This is a genomic window from Petralouisia muris (assembly GCF_004793545.1).
Taxonomy (GTDB): domain Bacteria; phylum Bacillota; class Clostridia; order Lachnospirales; family Lachnospiraceae; genus Petralouisia; species Petralouisia muris.
The window spans coordinates 1-16,243 of sequence record NZ_SRYA01000038.1 but is presented as its reverse complement, the minus strand read 5'-3'; the positions used below and the strand labels follow the sequence as shown (position 1 = coordinate 16,243).

Genomic DNA, 16,243 nt, shown 5'->3' with positions numbered 1-16,243 from the left:
TAAATAGTGGCCAAATCATTAAAGCCACTATTTATCAGTTTTTTTGATAATGCTCCTAACCCAGGCCTTCAAGAAACGTAAAATGGTTCCTATACATGTATTTCCCGCAAATTTTTATACCACTGATATTATGTCAAATAAATCATTAATCTCATAATGTCAGTTTTTCATTGACATGTGTAATGTACAGTGCTATACTGTTATTGTTTATATAATACACACAAATATAGTACAGAACGGTGGTGATTCATTTGGAAATAATAGTAAGTAATAAATCAAGCCACCCTCTCTATGAACAGATTGCAAACCAAATAAAAACAGCTATTATGAGCGGGGAATTGCAAGCAGGAGAAGCAATACCTTCTGTACGTTCTTTAGCAAAATCATTGCATATTAGCGTTTTAACCGTTCAAAAAGCCTATTCAACATTACAAGATGATGGTTTCATTGAGACTACTGCAGGGAAAGGGTGTTATGTATCTGTACAAAACCAGGATTTTTACCTTGAAGAACAGCAAAAAAGAATTGAGGAATATTTTCTCAAAGCAATAGAGATTGCTCACATCAGCGGAATAACCTTTGAGAGATTAGTTGATTTGCTCACACTTTTATATCAGGAGGATGAATAAATGGCAAATAATACTTTAGAAATCCAAAATTTATCAAAAAACTTCAAAGATTTTAGCCTGAACAATTTGAATCTTAAAATCCCTCGAGGTGTAATAATGGGATTAATCGGAGAAAACGGAGCAGGAAAATCCACAACCATTAATTGTATTCTTAATGAAATCGAAAAAACTGATGGTAAGATTTTAATATTCGGAAAAGATCACATCGCTGCTGAGACTGAGATTAAAGATAAGATTGGCATTGTATTTGATGAAAATCATTTCCCGGATATTTTTACTCCAAAAGAAATTGGTAAATATATGTCCGGAATTTATTCTAATTGGGAATGGTCTACTTATAATAAATACTTAAGGCAATTTGAATTGCCTGAAAATAAGAATATAAAAGATTTTTCTAAGGGGATGAAAGTAAAATTAGCTTTTTCCGTTGCGCTTTCTCACAGAGCCGAATTTTTAATTCTGGATGAAGCTACTAGCGGTCTTGATCCAATTGTGCGTGATGATATCCTTGATATTTTAATTGATTTTGTCCAAGATGAAAATCACTCTGTATTAGTATCATCCCACATTACAAGTGATTTAGAAAAAATTGCAGACTATATCACTTTTCTTCACAAAGGGAAAATAGTTTTTAGTCACATGAAAGATGAACTTATCGATAATTATGGTATCATTAGTTGTGGAACGTCTATATTTGATACACTTGACAAATCAGAAATTATTGCCTACCGTAAAGAAGATTATCAGTATAAAGTTCTCGTTAAAGACAGAAAAAGCGCCACACGAAAGTACCCAGAAGCAATTATCGAACCTGCAACCCTCGAAGAAATCATGCTATTTTATGTAAAGGGGGAATTACAATGAAAGGATTACTGACCAAAGATTTTTTAACACTCAAGAAAAAATATGGCATTACAAGAGTAATTATAGATCTTGCCATTATAATCGCACTCATGATTGTTCTAGAAAGCGCCGGCTCCATTTATATAAGTTTCCTTCCTCTTCCTCTTGAAATTACATCTATGATAATTTCACTAACCACATGTGATGAAGAATGGAAATGGAATAAATATGCAATATCATTACCAATTACTAAAACAAAAATTGTAAAAAGCAGGTATCTCTTGGCAGGAATTTTATCGCTTACTGGATTATTAATCGCTATTTTGGTAAATACAATTTCTTACTTTTGCTTTCCAAAATACAAATACGGATTTTATCTTTTCATAGCTTTTGCTTCTTTTGCTATTATGCTCCTATTTTTGGCTTTTATCTTACCGTCAACTTATTCTTTAGGAGTCAATGCAGGATTCGCTGTTATGATAGTACTATTGGCAATACTTTTAGTATTAGGATTTTGGTCTAGATTAACTAACAATTCGATAATGTGGTTTGTAGTTGACAACTTTGAATTCTGCATTGTTATTGGATTTATATTGGATATATCGATATGTATATTGTCATATATTCTTTCAAGAACTTTTTTCAAGAAAAAACATATTTGATTTTAGGGAAAATCAGATAGCACAACCATTTGTATTGCCACATCTATGATAAAAAATATAGATGTGGCATTCTCCTCAGTAACAGGGATGGGGTTCACCTTATAACGCTTTAAAACCTCCCATACATCTTTCTCAAAATACTCAATCACCGGCCGCCACTGGCACACAAGCCCCCACAGCTTTTTTCTGCAATGTTTCGGTGTATCTCCATTTCGTTGTATTTTTCCTGGCAGGAATGGATATTTCACCAATTCCTGCTGGGAGTTTTATTACGGCTGCAGCAAATAAGCCTTCAGCAATTCCAGCGTCGCCTTTACCCCGTCCACATGAGCCCTCTCATATCCATGGGAAGCATACACCCCAGGACCAATCAGCCCGTGCCGGCAGTCATATCCAGCTTTCAATGCAGCATCCGCATCGGAGCCGTAATGGGGATAAATATCCACTGCAAAATCAATCCCACGCTCCTTTGCAGCTTTCACAAGATCCGTGACTACCTGATAGTGGTAAGGCCCTACACTATCCTTGGCGCAGATGGACGCCTGATGCTCTGTACAGTCCAGTCCTTCTCCCACGCACCCCATATCCACAGAAAGAATCTCTGTTACGCCCTGGGGCACAGTACCGCAGGCTCCATGGCCTACCTCCTCAAATACTGTGGCATGCTGGTAAATTTTCCGCTTCAGGAGTATGTTTTCCTCTTTCAGATATTTTGCAAATCCAAGGAAAATTCCCACACTGAGCTTATCATCCAAAAAACGGCTCTTAATATATCCCCGCTTCGTAATCACTGTTCTCGGCTCAAAGGCTATAATGTCTCCCACCATAATCCCAAGCTTTTTCGCATCATCTTTAGAATTTACTTTTTCATCCAGCACCACTTCCATGGCGTCAAAGCTGCGTTTGATATCGTCATAATTATCGTTGACATGGATGGATGCATTTTCCAACTGGAACGTGCCCTCGTATGTTCCGTTTTGCCTGGTAATCACCCTGCAGTTTTCCGCCTCCGCATTGTTGGGATTTAAACCTCCCAGCGGCGACGCCTTCAGCCTTCCGTTTTCCTTAATCTCCCGTACCATGGCTCCCAGGGTGTCCAGATGGGCCTCTAGCAAAAGAGCATTGTCTTCTTTGGCCCCGCCTAAATCCACCAGCACTCCTCCTTTTACTGTTTTCACCGGCTCATAGCCCAGAGACTGATATTCTTGCATCAGATAATCCGACGCTTCCTTTGTGTATCCGGTGGGACTGTCAATTGCCAATAAATTTTTCGTTTGTTCTAAGATATATTCCATGATCTGATCCATCGCTATTTCTCCTCATCTATTAAATTAATTTAAACACAAAAACGCTCCCAGATTTCCCCGTTTTCCATGGCTGGCACGATGGGAAAACAGCAGTTTGGGATTGCAGCAGGTGCATAAATTTGTCACAGCCAGATGTTCCTGTTTCACTCCGGCTTCCATTAGGACAATCTCATTGGCACGCCATAGGTCAAGCTGATATTTTCCATTGCCCTTGTCCTGCAAAATCTTATCCTCATAGTATGAAAATTCCCTTTGAAATTCTGCTGCCACATCCTGGCTGATTTCATAACAGCTCTGGCAGATGGAAGGTCCAATGGCGCAGAGCACATCCTCCGGCTCTGTCTGAAATTCCCGTTTCATGGCAAGCATCGTCTCTCTTCCTATGCGCCCTGCTGTTCCCCGCCATCCAGAATGGGACAGCCCTATGGCCCGATGTCTGGGGTCTACAAAATAAAGAGGAACGCAATCCGCATAAAAAGCAGATAATATCAGCCCCGGTTCATCGGTGATCAATCCATCTATATTGAAATAATCTCTTTTCCCAGTAAGCCCTTTTCCGGCATCTTCCTTGCCTACCCGCTTCACATTGGCGGTATGGGTCTGATCGGTAAAGACAAACTTATCATACTCCGTCCCAAGGGCAAGGGATACTCTGCGGAAATTTTCTTTCACAGCCTCTTCATCATCCCCTCTGGCAAAACTCAGGTTCAGACTCTCCAAATATCCCTGGCTCACCCCGCCCATTCTGGTAGTAAAGCAATGCTTCACGATGCCCGTATTCTCCAAAATGGGATAATACAGATACGGAAATGTCCTTCCTTCTGCCTTCGCCTGCCCCAGCACCGGCATCGGCTCCCTTCCATCCTCTGTTTGAAACGCTATCATGGAATCCTCCATATTTGCTCCTTTCCGCTCTCACTGATTTCTTTCCCCCTCAATTAACTATTCCATACTCTGACTGTTCCCTGCAGACCGACCTTACTCCAGAAATGCAAAAGCATGCTCTACATGCATGATTTCTGTTCCTAAAATCCCAATCACATCAAACCGGCAGGGCGTATCTTCCCCATACCCATAACGCAGGCAATAGTATACTGCGGTTTTGCAGATGCGCCGCTGCTTTCTCCTGTCCACTGCTTCCAGGGGATGGCCGCCCTTTTCATCTTTGCGGTATTTTACTTCCAGAAATACCAGATATCGGCCCTGTCTGGCCACCAAATCAATTTCTCCGTAACGGCTGCAGAAATTCCTGTGCAAAATCTGATATCCCTTATTTTCCAGAAATTCCGCCGCCTGCCGCTCCCAATCCATGCCTCTGCTGCGGTTCTGATTACCTGCTTTCGCCAATCTGACGCTCCTTTACAATCCTGTTCCTGCATTGCTGTTTTTATTTCAGCTTTTCTCTCATCCGTTCCATATCGTCCACAAATACCAGGATTTCCGCCACCACCTCATACAGCTCCGGCGGTATCATATCCCCGATTTCCAGCTTGGAAAGAGTCTTAGCCAGCTTATCATCCCGGTAAAAGGGGATATTCTCTTCCTTTGCCTTTTCAATGATCTTCTCTGCCAGATGCCCCTTTCCGGTGGCAATAATTTTTGGCGCATTCTCTCCTGGGTTATATGCGATAGCCACAGCCGTTTTCTGTCTCCGCCCCAGTGGGGTTTCCATAGTTACCGGCTCATTTGTATTCTTATATCTTGTCTCTGCCATAGATTTCTTCACGCCCCCTGTGTCACTTTTATGCTTTCACATCAAAGGAATACCGGTGGAGCTTTCCTGCCGGCTTTTCCTGATCCAGAAAATCCTGAACAGAATTCTTCTGAGGCTTCCGGTTCTCCACCTTCACTTCACAGCTATAGCCTTTCTCTCTCAGGCGTTCCACCAATTGATCGGTAAAATTCCCAATCAAACGAAAAGACAATTCATCCGCCAGATAAAAATCTGTCTGTACGGATGAGCCATGCATTTTCACATAAATATCTGTAGAACCCAAATGCTCCAGATCCAAATGCAGCAGCGCGGAAAGATCGCCTTCTTTCTCTCTAAGGCTCTTCTTATTGGTATACACATACAAATCACTGTGGGCATTCTGCTGCTTTAATTTCAAAGGGAGCTGCACATAAGAGCAGACCTGGTTCAGCTGGTTCATAAAATCCAGATTACTCTGCACTGACTGGGCTGTTTTGGCAAGGGCTGTTCCTTCTTTTCCAACCTGAGACAGAGCCTGCTGCAATTCTGTCATCTGCCTGGTCAAACGCTGATACAGCTCCTTTACTGCCCCTTCCTCCTTTAATTGCTCCGGTGTCAGCATCCACTGCTCCGTCATTGCCTGTTTCATCAGTCCCTTAAATTCCTTAGAGGAAAACAGCTTCTTTACATCATTTCCGTTCAGATTCCCGCTGCTGTCCAAGAACTGCATGATCTGCTGCAGCATCTCTTGAGCAGATAGGCTGGCATTCAGCTGCCCCTGGGGCAAAAGCTGTTCATTTCCCGCAGCACCAGGAAATCCCTTAAGGATATTTGCCAGGTTTTCCTGCTGCCCTTTGTCCAAAATCTGATCCATGGGATTAAGCGATTCCTGACCGCTGCCGGAAATGGCTTCTGGACTCTGCTGCGCCTGATTGGACACCGCCTGGCCCTGTCCAGTATTCCCTTCCTTCTGTATCGCCTGGTTTGGAATTTCCTGGGCAGATGGTTCCCCGTTTTGAACTGCCTGAGCAAGCTGCGCTCCATCCTGCAGAATCTGAGCTCCGCTTTGATTTGAGACCTCTCCATTCTGCACAGGCTGCTCCTGCAGGAGCTGTCCAGATGGTTCCCCATTTGAAATCGCCTGGGCTCCATTTGGATTTACTGGTTCAACGCCTTTTTGATTCAGGGCTTCTCCATTCTGAATCGCTCCAGCCTCCTGCCCGCCCAAAAGGATACTCAGTATCTGCCGCTGCAGTCCCAGTATCTGTCCTGTTTCCTGATTCTGCGCACCTGCCGCTGCAGATGAATCTCCCAGATTGAAATTTTCAGAAAACGCTGGGCCGGGGCCGATCCCCTCTTTTCCAAATAATTGCTGGGGAAGGTCTGCAATCCCATCCATAAGCTCCTGCATCTGAGGCAAAATTGCCTGCTGGCCGTTCTGATAATTCTGAAACTGATTTAAAGAATTCTCTGTAATCACAATTCCCAGCTTCTGCATCTGCACCAGCGTCTGCATATTCGCCTCAGGAAAATTCGCCGCTGCCCGAGCCATCTGCATTAGACTTCCCTTATCAATGGGAAGCTGCTCCATCATCATCTCATTGACCATAGACAGATTCCGCGGCGTAACCTTTAACCCTGCCGCCTCCAATGCTTTCATCAGCGTTGGATTCTGCGCGCTTTCCAAAGTAACCGGACGAATGGAAATCTGCTCTCCCGTATTTGCTTTGACTTCAAACAGCATGGGCTGACCTTTTTCCAGGTTCACCCCGGCTTCCATTCTGGCCGATATGGTTCTTCCGTCGCTTAATCCCAGAGTTACCTGGCCGTTCTTTATCTCTGTCACCATTCCTTCAAAAACTTTTCCCGGCATCAGCTCCTGGGCCTGGGCCACTGGCCTTGCCCCTATCGTTTCTTTCACGTTTCCCAGAGTCTGTGTATTTGACGCCGTATTGGTCTGATATTGTAACACGCCTCCTAATGACATTCTATCACTGCCTTCCTTCCCTGCCGGTTCTACAGAAAAGAATTCCGGTGTATCGGCGACGGGCCATATATCCGTATCGCCTCCATATGCTCCTTTGTGCCATATCCTTTGTTTCTGGCAAATCCATATTCCGGCATAATCTTATCATATTCCATCATCAGCCTGTCTCTGGTAACTTTTGCAATGATACTTGCTGCGCCGATGGAAATACTTTTTGCATCCCCCTTGATAATGGGAACCTGCGGGATATCCACATTAGGAATCGTCACCGCATCATTTAATAATATATCGGGCGTTAGGGACAGATTTTGAATAGCCTGACCCATGGCCTCATAAGTTGCCTGTAAAATATTAATTTGATCAATTCTCCCGGGACCAGCCATTCCCACTCCTACTGCCAATGCCTGAGCCATAATCACATCATACAATTCCTCTCTCTTCTTCTGGCTGAGCTTCTTGGAATCATTAATGTACAAAATATTGCAGTCTTTCGGCAATATCACGGCTCCTGCAACCACCGGCCCTGCCAGCGGCCCCCTCCCTGCCTCATCTATTCCGCACACATAACCTGCGCTTTCATATTTTCTTTCGTATTCTTTTAATTTCTCAATCCGCTGTTTCTCTTGAGCCAGAGCTTCTAACTGTTTTTTCGCCTGCTGCACCAATTTTCTGGCGCCTGCTCTCTCATCTTTCTCATATTTAGATATAAAAGAAGGCAGCATCGTCTCCTCTGCCGCCTGTAATTCTTCTTTCATCAGACTGATTTTCTTTCGTTCTTCCACCTTGTTCTCCTCTATTGATGCTTGATAAAGCCTATGCTGTCAAAAGGATATATCCGAAGCCAGGCTCTGCCGATAATATCTTTTCCATGCACCACGCCAACCCTGGGATCTCTGCTGTCTGAGCTTGCATTCCGGTTATCTCCCAGCACAAAATATTCATCTTCCCCCAGCTCTATCGGCTCTGCCGCCTGTCCCTGATCCAGCATAACCTCTCTGCCGTAAGATTCCTCTAACACTTCGCCGTCAATGTAAATATTGCCTGCTTCGTCAATCTGCACGGTTTCTCCCGGAAGCCCGATAATCCTCTTAATATAGTAGGTATCCTCTTCATACTGAAACGGAAATACAATGATATCAAAACGCTCCGGCGCATGAAACCGGTAGCTAATCTTATCCACAATCAGATTATCCCCATCACTGAGGGTATATTCCATAGAGGTTCCGCTTACCTGGGTTCGCTGTCCTACATAGTGAATCACCAGATAAGTAGCCAAAAACACGATCGCTATATACAGGATAAAGCTGATTGTTTCTTTCATAACGCCCGATTTTCCCTCTGAAGAGCCCTTCCTGGCCTCCTGCTTTTCTTCCATCTTATCGCCATCTTCCCTTTTACTCATATCTATAATTTCTCTTCCCGCCATCTGCTAAAATTAATAGTATTTTGCTTATCCGCCACCTGCAGCATTCAGACTTTCCCAACGTTTTTCCCTGATTTTGGCTCCTTTCAAGCTTCGATTCCGCCTTTGCCTGGCCGCTGAACAAAACTGCCTGGGCACTTTTTATTTTACTGCGGCTCCTTGGGAAATTCAAGAGTTATTTTCCCCAAACGTCCGCTGCGAAATTCATCCAGCGTCAGGGACGCCGCCTTGCTGTAATCCAGTTCATTTCCCTTTTTCACGCAGTTTCTGTTCTCAGCAATCTGCATTAAAATTTCCGGCGGCTCAGCCGTTTCCGCTGCGCCATAACGCTCTTCCAGAATCCCGGGATAATTTTCCTTCAAAATCTTAATCAATTCCAGAGAAAGCTCGTCAATGTTCAGTATTTCATCCTTCATAGAGCCAATCAATGCCAAATGCAGACCTACGCGCTGATCTTCAAATCTGGGCCATAAGATTCCAGGCGTATCCAAAAGCTCCACATTTTTGTTCAGGCGTATCCACTGCTTTCCCTTGGTTACTCCCGGCTTATTGCCGGTTTTGGTGCAGGCTTTGCCGGCAAAGGTATTGATAAACGTAGACTTTCCCACATTGGGAATCCCAACCACCATGGCGCGCACCGGGCGGTTCTTAATGCCCCGTTTTCTGTCCCTCTCCATTTTTTCCCGGCAGGCCTCCATAATCACATCATTGACGTCTTTCATGCCTGCCCTCGCTCTGGCATCTAATCTGACTACATAATATCCTTTATTTTGAAAAAAATCAGACCAGCGTTTCGTCTGCTTTTCACTGGCAAGATCCGCCTTATTCATCAGAATCAGCCTGGCTTTCTGCCTTCCCAGCTCATCAATATCAGGATTACGGCTGCTTAAGGGAATTCTGGCGTCTACCAGTTCAATTACCAAATCTATTAATTTCATATCTTCCTGCATCTGACGTCTGGCTTTCGTCATATGCCCGGGATACCACTGAAAATTCATGTTTTCTCCTTCTTATTCTGCCCTTCGGACATAAAAACGCGCCCTTGGGCTCTTCCTTTATTTCAACAACCCGAACCGATTCCAGGGATATACAATACACCATGCCTTCCCTACAATATATTCTTTCTTCACATTGCCGATACTGGCGTACCGGCTGTCTTCGCTGTTATTGCGGTTGTCTCCCAATACGAAATATTCATCTTCCTCTACTACAATTTCCTCCTCCGCCAGCAGCGGATTCTCAATTGCAGAAACTTCTACTTTTTCCTCAAAAGGTTCACCGTTGATATAGACAATTCCGTCCTTAATCTGAATCCGATCTCCCGGAAGTCCAATAACGCGCTTGATATAATAATGGGATTTCTCATTTCCGTTGGGCAAAAATACAATCAGATCATTCCGGCCGGGACCGAACAGCTTACAGCCTACACGGTTTACCAGAATCTTTTCCCCGTTTTCTAAGGTAGGCGACATGGAAGGCCCCACCACGGAAACACGAAATCCCACAGACAGCACAAAAAGCATTGCCAATGCGATGGTTAAAAGAATCTCCCCGATCCAGACAATCACTTCCTGCACCAGTCCGGTATTTATTTTCTTCTTTTTCCGATTAAAATTCAATCCCGATGTTCTTCTCATAGTTCCCTCTGTTCGCTGCGCCAAAAGCCGACAATTCCTTACTGGGTGCATAGAAAGCAAGGGACAACTACCATCGTATTTGTCCCTTGCTTCCTTCCTGCAAAATCAGCCCCGGGGTTATACCCGTGAGCCAAATGATTTGCCAGCCGATTCCCGCTATTTCAAGAAAAACAGAAATTATTTGACAAATAAGTATGCGCTCGCGTATATCTCCCGCAGGTATTCGCTTTTGCCTGAATTATTTAACCAGTTCTTTTACCTTCGCTCTCTTACCTACGCGTCCTCTCAGGTAATTCAGCTTCGCACGTCTTACTTTACCGCGGCGAACAACCTCAATCTTCTCCACATTCGGAGAATGCAGCGGCCATGTCTTCTCTACGCCGATGCCGTTGGAGAACTTCCTTACGGTAAAAGTCTCTCTGTTGCTTCCGCCCTGTCTCTTTAATACAATTCCTTCAAAAACCTGAATTCTCTCACGGTTTCCTTCTTTGATCTTACCATATACTTTCACGGTATCGCCAACACGGAATTCGTCTACTTCTGCCTTTAACTGTTCCTGTTCAATGCTCTTGATAATATCTGTTGCGTTCATTTGTGACCTCCTGATTATTTAGATGTTCTTAATACACTTTGTAACAGAGGACCATCATTTTCTTCTCACAGATTTGTATTATATCACAGTCATAAGGGAAATGCAAGGAATTTTTGCTGCCCTGTGGCCGCTTCATCTGCGCTGCTTTTCCCCCTGCTCCGTCTCTTCCAGCCACTTCCTCTCTTCCTCTGTCAGTTCTGCCTTCTCCAGCAAATCCGGCCTTCTCCTTTTCGTCAGAAGAATGGCCTGCTGTCTGCGCCACTGTTCTATATTTTTGTGATGGCCGGACAAAAGAATCGGCGGAACCTTCCTGCCGTTCCATTCCTCCGGCCTGGAATACTGAGGATACTCCAGCAGATTTCCTTCAAAAGATTCCGACGAACCGGACTCCTCATTGCCCAGCACTCCCGGCACCATCCGGGAGATGGCGTCCACCATCACCATGGCCGGCAGCTCCCCTCCGGTCAGCACATAATCCCCAATTGACATATAATCCGTCACAATTTCTTCCAGTACCCGTTCGTCAATGCCTTCATAATGACCGCACAAGAGAATCAGTTCCTCCTCTTTAGCAAAAGTTTTGGCGTCCTGCTGGGTAAAGGTTTTCCCCTGGGGCGTCACATAGACACAGCGGGGTTTTTTCCCAATCCGCTCCACCACAGACTGCCAGGCGTCATACACCGGCTGAGCCTGCATCAGCATTCCCGCTCCTCCGCCATAGGGGTAATCATCTACCTTCTGGTGCTTATTTGTCGAATAGTCACGGATATTTACCGTCTCTATACGCAGAAACCCTGCTTCTGCCGCCCGGCCGATAATACTGGTATTCAGCCCTCTTGCAACCATTTCCGGAAACAATGTTAAAATATAAAAATTCATACTCATTCCTAACCTTCTTCCAGCAATCCCGCCATCAAATGCACCTGCATCCTTCTCTGTTCCAAATCAATTTGCAGAATACACTCCTGAATGGCCGGCAGCAAGAGTTCTTTCTTCTTATCCGATACCCTGGATGCATAAGGAGAATCCCCGTCTACCTGAATGACATACACATCATTTGCGCCCGTCTGCAGCACATCTTTGACTTCTCCCAGAAACTGTCCCTCCTCTGTTGTCACCTTTAGGCCAATCAAATCAGCAATGAAATATTCCCCTTCTTCGCATGTTACAGCCTGTTCCCTAGATATCAGAAGACTTTTTCCCTTATATTTTTCAACGTCATTTATATTATCAATGCCCCGGAACTTCAGAATTACCAGGTTTTTAAAAAACTTTACCTGGCAGATTTCCAGCGCAAGCTTTTCTTTTCCTGTGTCCAGCAATACTCTTTTCAGCTTTTTAAACCGTGCAGGATCGTCGGTTGTGGGAAATACCTTCACCTCTCCCCGCACTCCGTGGGTGGTTGTAATTATGCCCACCTGAAACAAATCTTCCATAAATATTCCTTTCTCAAAATATCAAAAACCCAGACAGCTTCTCTTTCTCAGGCAGAAAAATCGCAATGAGCCAGAACTCACTGCGATTCTCCTGCCTGAAGCTGCTTCCTATCTTACTGCATGATATCCACAACTACTTTTTTATCACTCTTAGCCGCTGCTGCTTTTACAACGGAACGAATTGCCTTAGCAATCCGCCCCTGCTTTCCGATTACCTTTCCCATATCTGCCTGGGCAACACGTAACTCTATCACAATGGATTTGTCGTTCTCAGTCTCTGTAACTGCAACTTCTTCCGGATAATCCACAAGCGCTCTCGCAATTACTTCTACTAATTCTTTCATTACGTCACCTCACGAAGATTATTTTTCGATACCGGCTGCTTTAAAGATCTTACCTACCATTTCTGTAGGCTGCGCACCATTTGATAACCATTTTTTAGCTAATTCTTCATTTACATGAAATTCACTTGGATCTTTAGTTGGATCATAAGTTCCGATTTCCTCGATAAACTTGCCGTCTCTCGGAGATCTGGAATCAGCTACAACGATTCTATAGAAAGGAGCTTTCTTCTGGCCCATTCTCTTTAATCTGATCTTTACCATCGCATATCACCTCCTGATTGATATCTTTGTATTTATTTTGTAATCAGGACATACGGTCCTGTTACTGACTGTTTCAAAACACTCTAAAAACCAAAAGGCAGCTTAAATCCGCCCCGGCGCTTCCCTTTGCCGCCCATCAGCCCCGGCATCTGCTTCATCATCTTCCGACTCTGTTCAAACTGCTTCACCAGCCTGTTTACCTCACTGATGTCCACGCCGGCGCCTTTGGCAATCCTGCGCTTTCTGCTGGGATTCAGGATAGAGGGATTGGCTCTCTCCTTAGGGGTCATGGAATAAATAATTCCTTCAATCCGCGCCATCTTCTTTTCATCCATGGCGTTCTCAATCTCGGCAATCTGGGAACCTCCGATTCCAGGCATCATACTGAGCAGACTGGAAATTCCGCCCATCTTCTTCATCTGGCTCATGGATTCCAGATAATCATCAAAGCCAAATTCCGCCTTCTTCATCTTCTGTTCCAGTTCTCTTGCCTTCTCTTCGTCAATGGTCTCCTGAGCCTTCTCAATCAAGGTCAGGACATCTCCCATTCCAAGAATCCGGTTGGCCATACGGTCTGGATAAAACTGCTCCAGATCGGATAGCTTCTCTCCCATACCTACATATAACAGAGGCTTCCCGGTTACTGCCCGGATCGATAATGCTGCTCCGCCTCTGGTATCGCCGTCCAGCTTGGTAAGTATTACGCCGTCAACGCCTATCTTGTCATTAAAGGTAACCGCCACATTCACGGCGTCCTGTCCCGTCATGGCGTCTACCACCAGAATCGTCTGATGCACTTCCACCTGCTCTTTGATTTCCTGCAGCTCCTGCATCATCTCTTCATCCACATGAAGACGTCCGGCTGTATCCAGTATTACTGTATTAAATCCTTTTGCCTTGGCATGTTCTATAGCAGCTCTGGCAATATTGGCCGGCTTATGGCCGTCTCCCATGGAAAACACTTCCACTCCCTGCTTCTCGCCATTAATCTGCAGCTGCTGAATTGCCGCAGGACGATAAATATCACAGGCGGCCAGCAAAGGTTTCCTGCCCTTTTGCTTCAGCTTCCCTGCAATCTTAGCGGTAGTGGTAGTCTTACCGGCTCCCTGCAGCCCTGCCATCATAATCACCGTAATCTCACTGCCGGGTCTTAGGGCAATCTCTGTTGTCTCAGCGCCCATTAAAGCAACCAGTTCTTCATTTACAATCTTAATCACCATCTGCCCTGGATTCAGACCGTTCATCACATCCTGTCCAACTGCCCGCTCCTGCACAGATTTTACAAACTGTTTTACCACTTTAAAGTTGACATCCGCTTCCAACAACGCAAGCTTTACTTCCTTCAGCGCTGTCTTCACATCCTCTTCCGTCAGCAGTCCCTTGCTGCGCAAAGATTTGAATACGTTCTGTAATTTCTCTGATAAGCTGTCAAATGCCATCTTATAACTCCTCTAATATCTCATTGGAAATAGCTTCAATCTCAGCCATCACCACCGCTTCCTTCTGTTCCTGATAATTCCGGCTAAGCGACTGAATACGGGTTACCTTTTCCTTCGTGCTTAAAAAGCGTTCCAGAAGATGCAGCTTCTCTTCATATTCACCTAATATCCTGTCACAGCGCTTCACCAGATCATGAACACCCTGACGGCTGATCCCCTCTTCCTGGGCAATCTCACTGAGGGATAAATCATTCAGCACAAAATCTTCATAAACCTCTCTTTGGTGATCCGTGAGCAGCTCGCCATAAAAATCATACAGATACGTCTGCATCAATTTTCTTTCCATTTTTATCACCTTGGGTATCATACTATAAAAAAAAGACGGCGTCAAGTATTATTTCTTGACAAACTATTGTTTGTGTTTCTCCGTCTTTCTTCTCAAATTTGTCACAGAATTGTCACAGCAATTATGATATTCTGACCGGCTGTGCCACTGCTTCCTGCTCTTTCTTTTTATCCTCTGTCAGATGCGTATATGTGTCCAGTGTCACGAATGCAGAAGCGTGTCCAAGGTTCTGGCTCACGATTTTACATCAGCCCCGGCAGAATAGGCAAGGCTTGTATAAGTATGCCTAACCATGTGCAGACAAAAATTTTCAATTTTTTCTGTATGGTTTTCTTCTTCCTTGTTGTGCCGCTCGCTATTCTTTACATAACCCATAAATAAATCAATCTGCTGCGAAGCATAAGCTATATTGTAAATCAAACTATAAAGGAATTTATCAAGGAAAATACGCCTGATAATCAATGACATTTATATTTTGCCTTTATACCCCCTCTATCTGCCGCATATTGAGCTTTTACTGCATAACTCCAATAAAACTACCGTCTATGCCGTTGCAATCCAAAATAGGGGCTTGTGTTGCGTGTATTGGGTAATGGTTCATGGAATCACCTGATAGGAAAATGGAATAACAGAAGAAACGTGCGTTTTGTTCTTGTGCTCTGCTGCCGGATATGCTATATTATAGACAAAAAAGGGAAAGCCATAGAAGCGGCTCTACCCCTTAAATGAATAAGCTAAAACCTCATATGAGGTAAGCCGTCACTATTGGCAGTAGTGGCGGCTATTTCTTTTTTCCCTTGTAAATCTGATAAATCAAATTAGCAAGGGCAACAATGAGTATTCCAATCTGGATTAAGTATGAAACCAGATAAGGACAAAACTCAAACATTGTGTTTAAGACAGCAGACACAAATATGTGGAGTGAATATCTTATGTGGTGGAAATAGAAAATGGCAAAATCATTATTTGAACAGTTAGGCGGTGCATATCACGAAGAAAATGGGTATATTATCCAAGATTTAAGATTACTTGCCGAAGAAAAACAGCCAATAGGCATCTGGGGACAAAAGCACTTGGAATATCTGAAACATTGCCGTAAGGTTACATACGGCAATCTTCTCACAAGCGGCAAACTCAATGATTGCCTTGCCGACATTGACAGACAGGCACAGGAACGCTCTGAAAAGCTCATAGAGAGCATGAAAGAGGCACAGGGCGTTAAACAGCCAAAGGAGGAAAATGCCTTAGAATGGATAAAGTTCATATGTAATTTATTGATATGGTTTGTTTAAACAGCTATACTATATACAGAGCGTGGGATATTAAAAAATTATGTTTTGTGAGGTTTCTGCGACATTTGGGTGATAGAATGACTAAAAACAAGGAGTGGTTTTATGCGGATACTTGTTGTTGAAGATGACAAACTTTTGAATAGCACATTGTGTTACAACCTGTCCATGTCAGGTTATGATGTGGACAGCGCTTTGTCAAAAGGAGCAGCGATGAGGTTTTTTACAGAAGAAAAATATGGGCTTGCTGTGCTTGATGTAAATCTGCCAGATGGAAATGGTTTTGATTTATGCAGTGAGATAAAAAAGTGTCTTCGACACTTCAGCCCCCTAGCCCCCATTCATGGGGGAATTA

Annotated in this window: 23 protein-coding genes; 5 read left to right on the top strand and 18 right to left on the bottom strand. The window is 44.1% G+C overall.

Annotated features, from left to right (window positions below):
- The first annotated feature begins 251 nt into the window (after window positions 1–251).
- From E5329_RS17315 to E5329_RS17305, 3 genes are read left to right on the top strand one after another with little or no spacing between them, the layout of a single operon-like run.
- Window positions 252–629, top strand: a complete 378-nt coding sequence (locus E5329_RS17315; RefSeq protein ID WP_135990697.1) for a GntR family transcriptional regulator — start codon at window positions 252–254, stop codon at window positions 627–629.
- Complete coding sequence (locus E5329_RS17310) at window positions 630–1,493, top strand: ABC transporter ATP-binding protein (RefSeq protein ID WP_135990696.1); 864 nt, start codon at window positions 630–632, stop codon at window positions 1,491–1,493.
- Window positions 1,490–2,134 carry an ABC-2 transporter permease gene (locus tag E5329_RS17305; protein WP_135990695.1) on the top strand — a complete coding sequence of 215 codons (645 nt, stop codon included), beginning with the start codon at window positions 1,490–1,492 and terminating at the stop codon, window positions 2,132–2,134. Before E5329_RS17310 ends, E5329_RS17305 begins: the two co-directional genes overlap by 4 nt.
- 2 nt (window positions 2,135–2,136) lie before the next feature.
- Here the strand turns inward: E5329_RS17305 and E5329_RS29865 are convergent, their stop codons facing one another.
- From E5329_RS29865 to E5329_RS17220, 18 genes are all read right to left on the bottom strand, one after another.
- A complete protein-coding gene (locus tag E5329_RS29865) occupies window positions 2,137–2,382 on the bottom strand; it encodes a hypothetical protein (protein ID WP_168356665.1) in 246 nt (81 codons plus the stop codon).
- Between the two features lie 21 nt (window positions 2,383–2,403).
- The gene (locus E5329_RS17300; protein ID WP_135990694.1) at window positions 2,404–3,441 is read right to left on the bottom strand and encodes a M42 family metallopeptidase; all 1,038 of its coding nucleotides are present in this window, start codon (window positions 3,439–3,441) and stop codon (window positions 2,404–2,406) included.
- Between the two features lie 24 nt (window positions 3,442–3,465).
- Window positions 3,466–4,326 carry a peptidoglycan editing factor PgeF gene (gene pgeF, locus E5329_RS17295; protein WP_275443404.1) on the bottom strand — a complete coding sequence of 287 codons (861 nt, stop codon included), beginning with the start codon at window positions 4,324–4,326 and terminating at the stop codon, window positions 3,466–3,468.
- 93 nt (window positions 4,327–4,419) lie between these two features.
- Complete coding sequence (locus E5329_RS17290) at window positions 4,420–4,788, bottom strand: YraN family protein (RefSeq protein WP_135990692.1); 369 nt, start codon at window positions 4,786–4,788, stop codon at window positions 4,420–4,422.
- A gap of 40 nt (window positions 4,789–4,828) precedes the next feature.
- Window positions 4,829–5,113: an EscU/YscU/HrcU family type III secretion system export apparatus switch protein gene (locus tag E5329_RS17285; RefSeq protein ID WP_135990727.1), complete on the bottom strand. Its 285-nt coding sequence runs from the start codon at window positions 5,111–5,113 to the stop codon at window positions 4,829–4,831.
- Between the two features lie 70 nt (window positions 5,114–5,183).
- Window positions 5,184–7,121, bottom strand: coding sequence for a hypothetical protein (locus E5329_RS17280; RefSeq protein WP_135990691.1), 1,938 nt, complete (start codon window positions 7,119–7,121; stop codon window positions 5,184–5,186).
- Window positions 7,122–7,150: 29 nt separating this feature from the next.
- The gene (locus E5329_RS17275; RefSeq protein WP_135990726.1) at window positions 7,151–7,876 is read right to left on the bottom strand and encodes a ribonuclease HII; all 726 of its coding nucleotides are present in this window, start codon (window positions 7,874–7,876) and stop codon (window positions 7,151–7,153) included.
- A gap of 38 nt (window positions 7,877–7,914) precedes the next feature.
- Window positions 7,915–8,442: a signal peptidase I gene (lepB, locus tag E5329_RS17270; protein ID WP_408634662.1), complete on the bottom strand. Its 528-nt coding sequence runs from the start codon at window positions 8,440–8,442 to the stop codon at window positions 7,915–7,917.
- 248 nt (window positions 8,443–8,690) lie between these two features.
- On the bottom strand, window positions 8,691–9,542 hold the full coding sequence (gene ylqF, locus E5329_RS17265) for a ribosome biogenesis GTPase YlqF (RefSeq protein ID WP_135990689.1): 852 nt from the start codon (window positions 9,540–9,542) through the stop codon (window positions 8,691–8,693).
- 57 nt (window positions 9,543–9,599) lie between these two features.
- Window positions 9,600–10,181: a signal peptidase I gene (gene lepB / locus E5329_RS17260; protein WP_135990688.1), complete on the bottom strand. Its 582-nt coding sequence runs from the start codon at window positions 10,179–10,181 to the stop codon at window positions 9,600–9,602.
- Between the two features lie 238 nt (window positions 10,182–10,419).
- The gene (rplS, locus tag E5329_RS17255; protein ID WP_135990687.1) at window positions 10,420–10,773 is read right to left on the bottom strand and encodes a 50S ribosomal protein L19; all 354 of its coding nucleotides are present in this window, start codon (window positions 10,771–10,773) and stop codon (window positions 10,420–10,422) included.
- A 132-nt stretch (window positions 10,774–10,905) separates the two neighbouring features.
- Window positions 10,906–11,652 carry a tRNA (guanosine(37)-N1)-methyltransferase TrmD gene (trmD, locus tag E5329_RS17250; protein ID WP_135990725.1) on the bottom strand — a complete coding sequence of 249 codons (747 nt, stop codon included), beginning with the start codon at window positions 11,650–11,652 and terminating at the stop codon, window positions 10,906–10,908.
- Window positions 11,653–11,660: 8 nt separating this feature from the next.
- On the bottom strand, window positions 11,661–12,209 hold the full coding sequence (rimM, locus tag E5329_RS17245) for a ribosome maturation factor RimM (protein WP_135990686.1): 549 nt from the start codon (window positions 12,207–12,209) through the stop codon (window positions 11,661–11,663).
- Between the two features lie 113 nt (window positions 12,210–12,322).
- Complete coding sequence (locus E5329_RS17240; RefSeq protein WP_135990685.1) at window positions 12,323–12,553, bottom strand: KH domain-containing protein; 231 nt, start codon at window positions 12,551–12,553, stop codon at window positions 12,323–12,325.
- Between the two features lie 18 nt (window positions 12,554–12,571).
- Window positions 12,572–12,814, bottom strand: a complete 243-nt coding sequence (gene rpsP, locus E5329_RS17235) for a 30S ribosomal protein S16 (protein WP_135990684.1) — start codon at window positions 12,812–12,814, stop codon at window positions 12,572–12,574.
- An 83-nt stretch (window positions 12,815–12,897) separates the two neighbouring features.
- A complete protein-coding gene (gene ffh / locus E5329_RS17230; protein ID WP_135990683.1) occupies window positions 12,898–14,253 on the bottom strand; it encodes a signal recognition particle protein in 1,356 nt (451 codons plus the stop codon).
- 1 nt (window position 14,254) lies between these two features.
- Window positions 14,255–14,599: a YlxM family DNA-binding protein gene (gene ylxM / locus E5329_RS17225; protein ID WP_135990682.1), complete on the bottom strand. Its 345-nt coding sequence runs from the start codon at window positions 14,597–14,599 to the stop codon at window positions 14,255–14,257.
- A gap of 234 nt (window positions 14,600–14,833) precedes the next feature.
- Window positions 14,834–15,067 (bottom strand): hypothetical protein, encoded by a 234-nt coding sequence (locus tag E5329_RS17220; protein ID WP_135990681.1) that lies wholly within the window; start codon window positions 15,065–15,067, stop codon window positions 14,834–14,836.
- Window positions 15,068–15,549: 482 nt separating this feature from the next.
- On the opposite strand from E5329_RS17220, the gene E5329_RS17215 reads away from it, so the two are divergent.
- Together E5329_RS17215 and E5329_RS17210 are read left to right on the top strand one after the other, a co-directional pair.
- Entirely contained in the window at window positions 15,550–15,891 is a 342-nt protein-coding gene (locus E5329_RS17215) for a TnpV protein (RefSeq protein ID WP_135990680.1), read from the top strand.
- A 102-nt stretch (window positions 15,892–15,993) separates the two neighbouring features.
- On the top strand, window positions 15,994–16,243 hold a 250-nt coding region (locus E5329_RS17210), incomplete at its 3' end, for a response regulator (protein WP_135990679.1).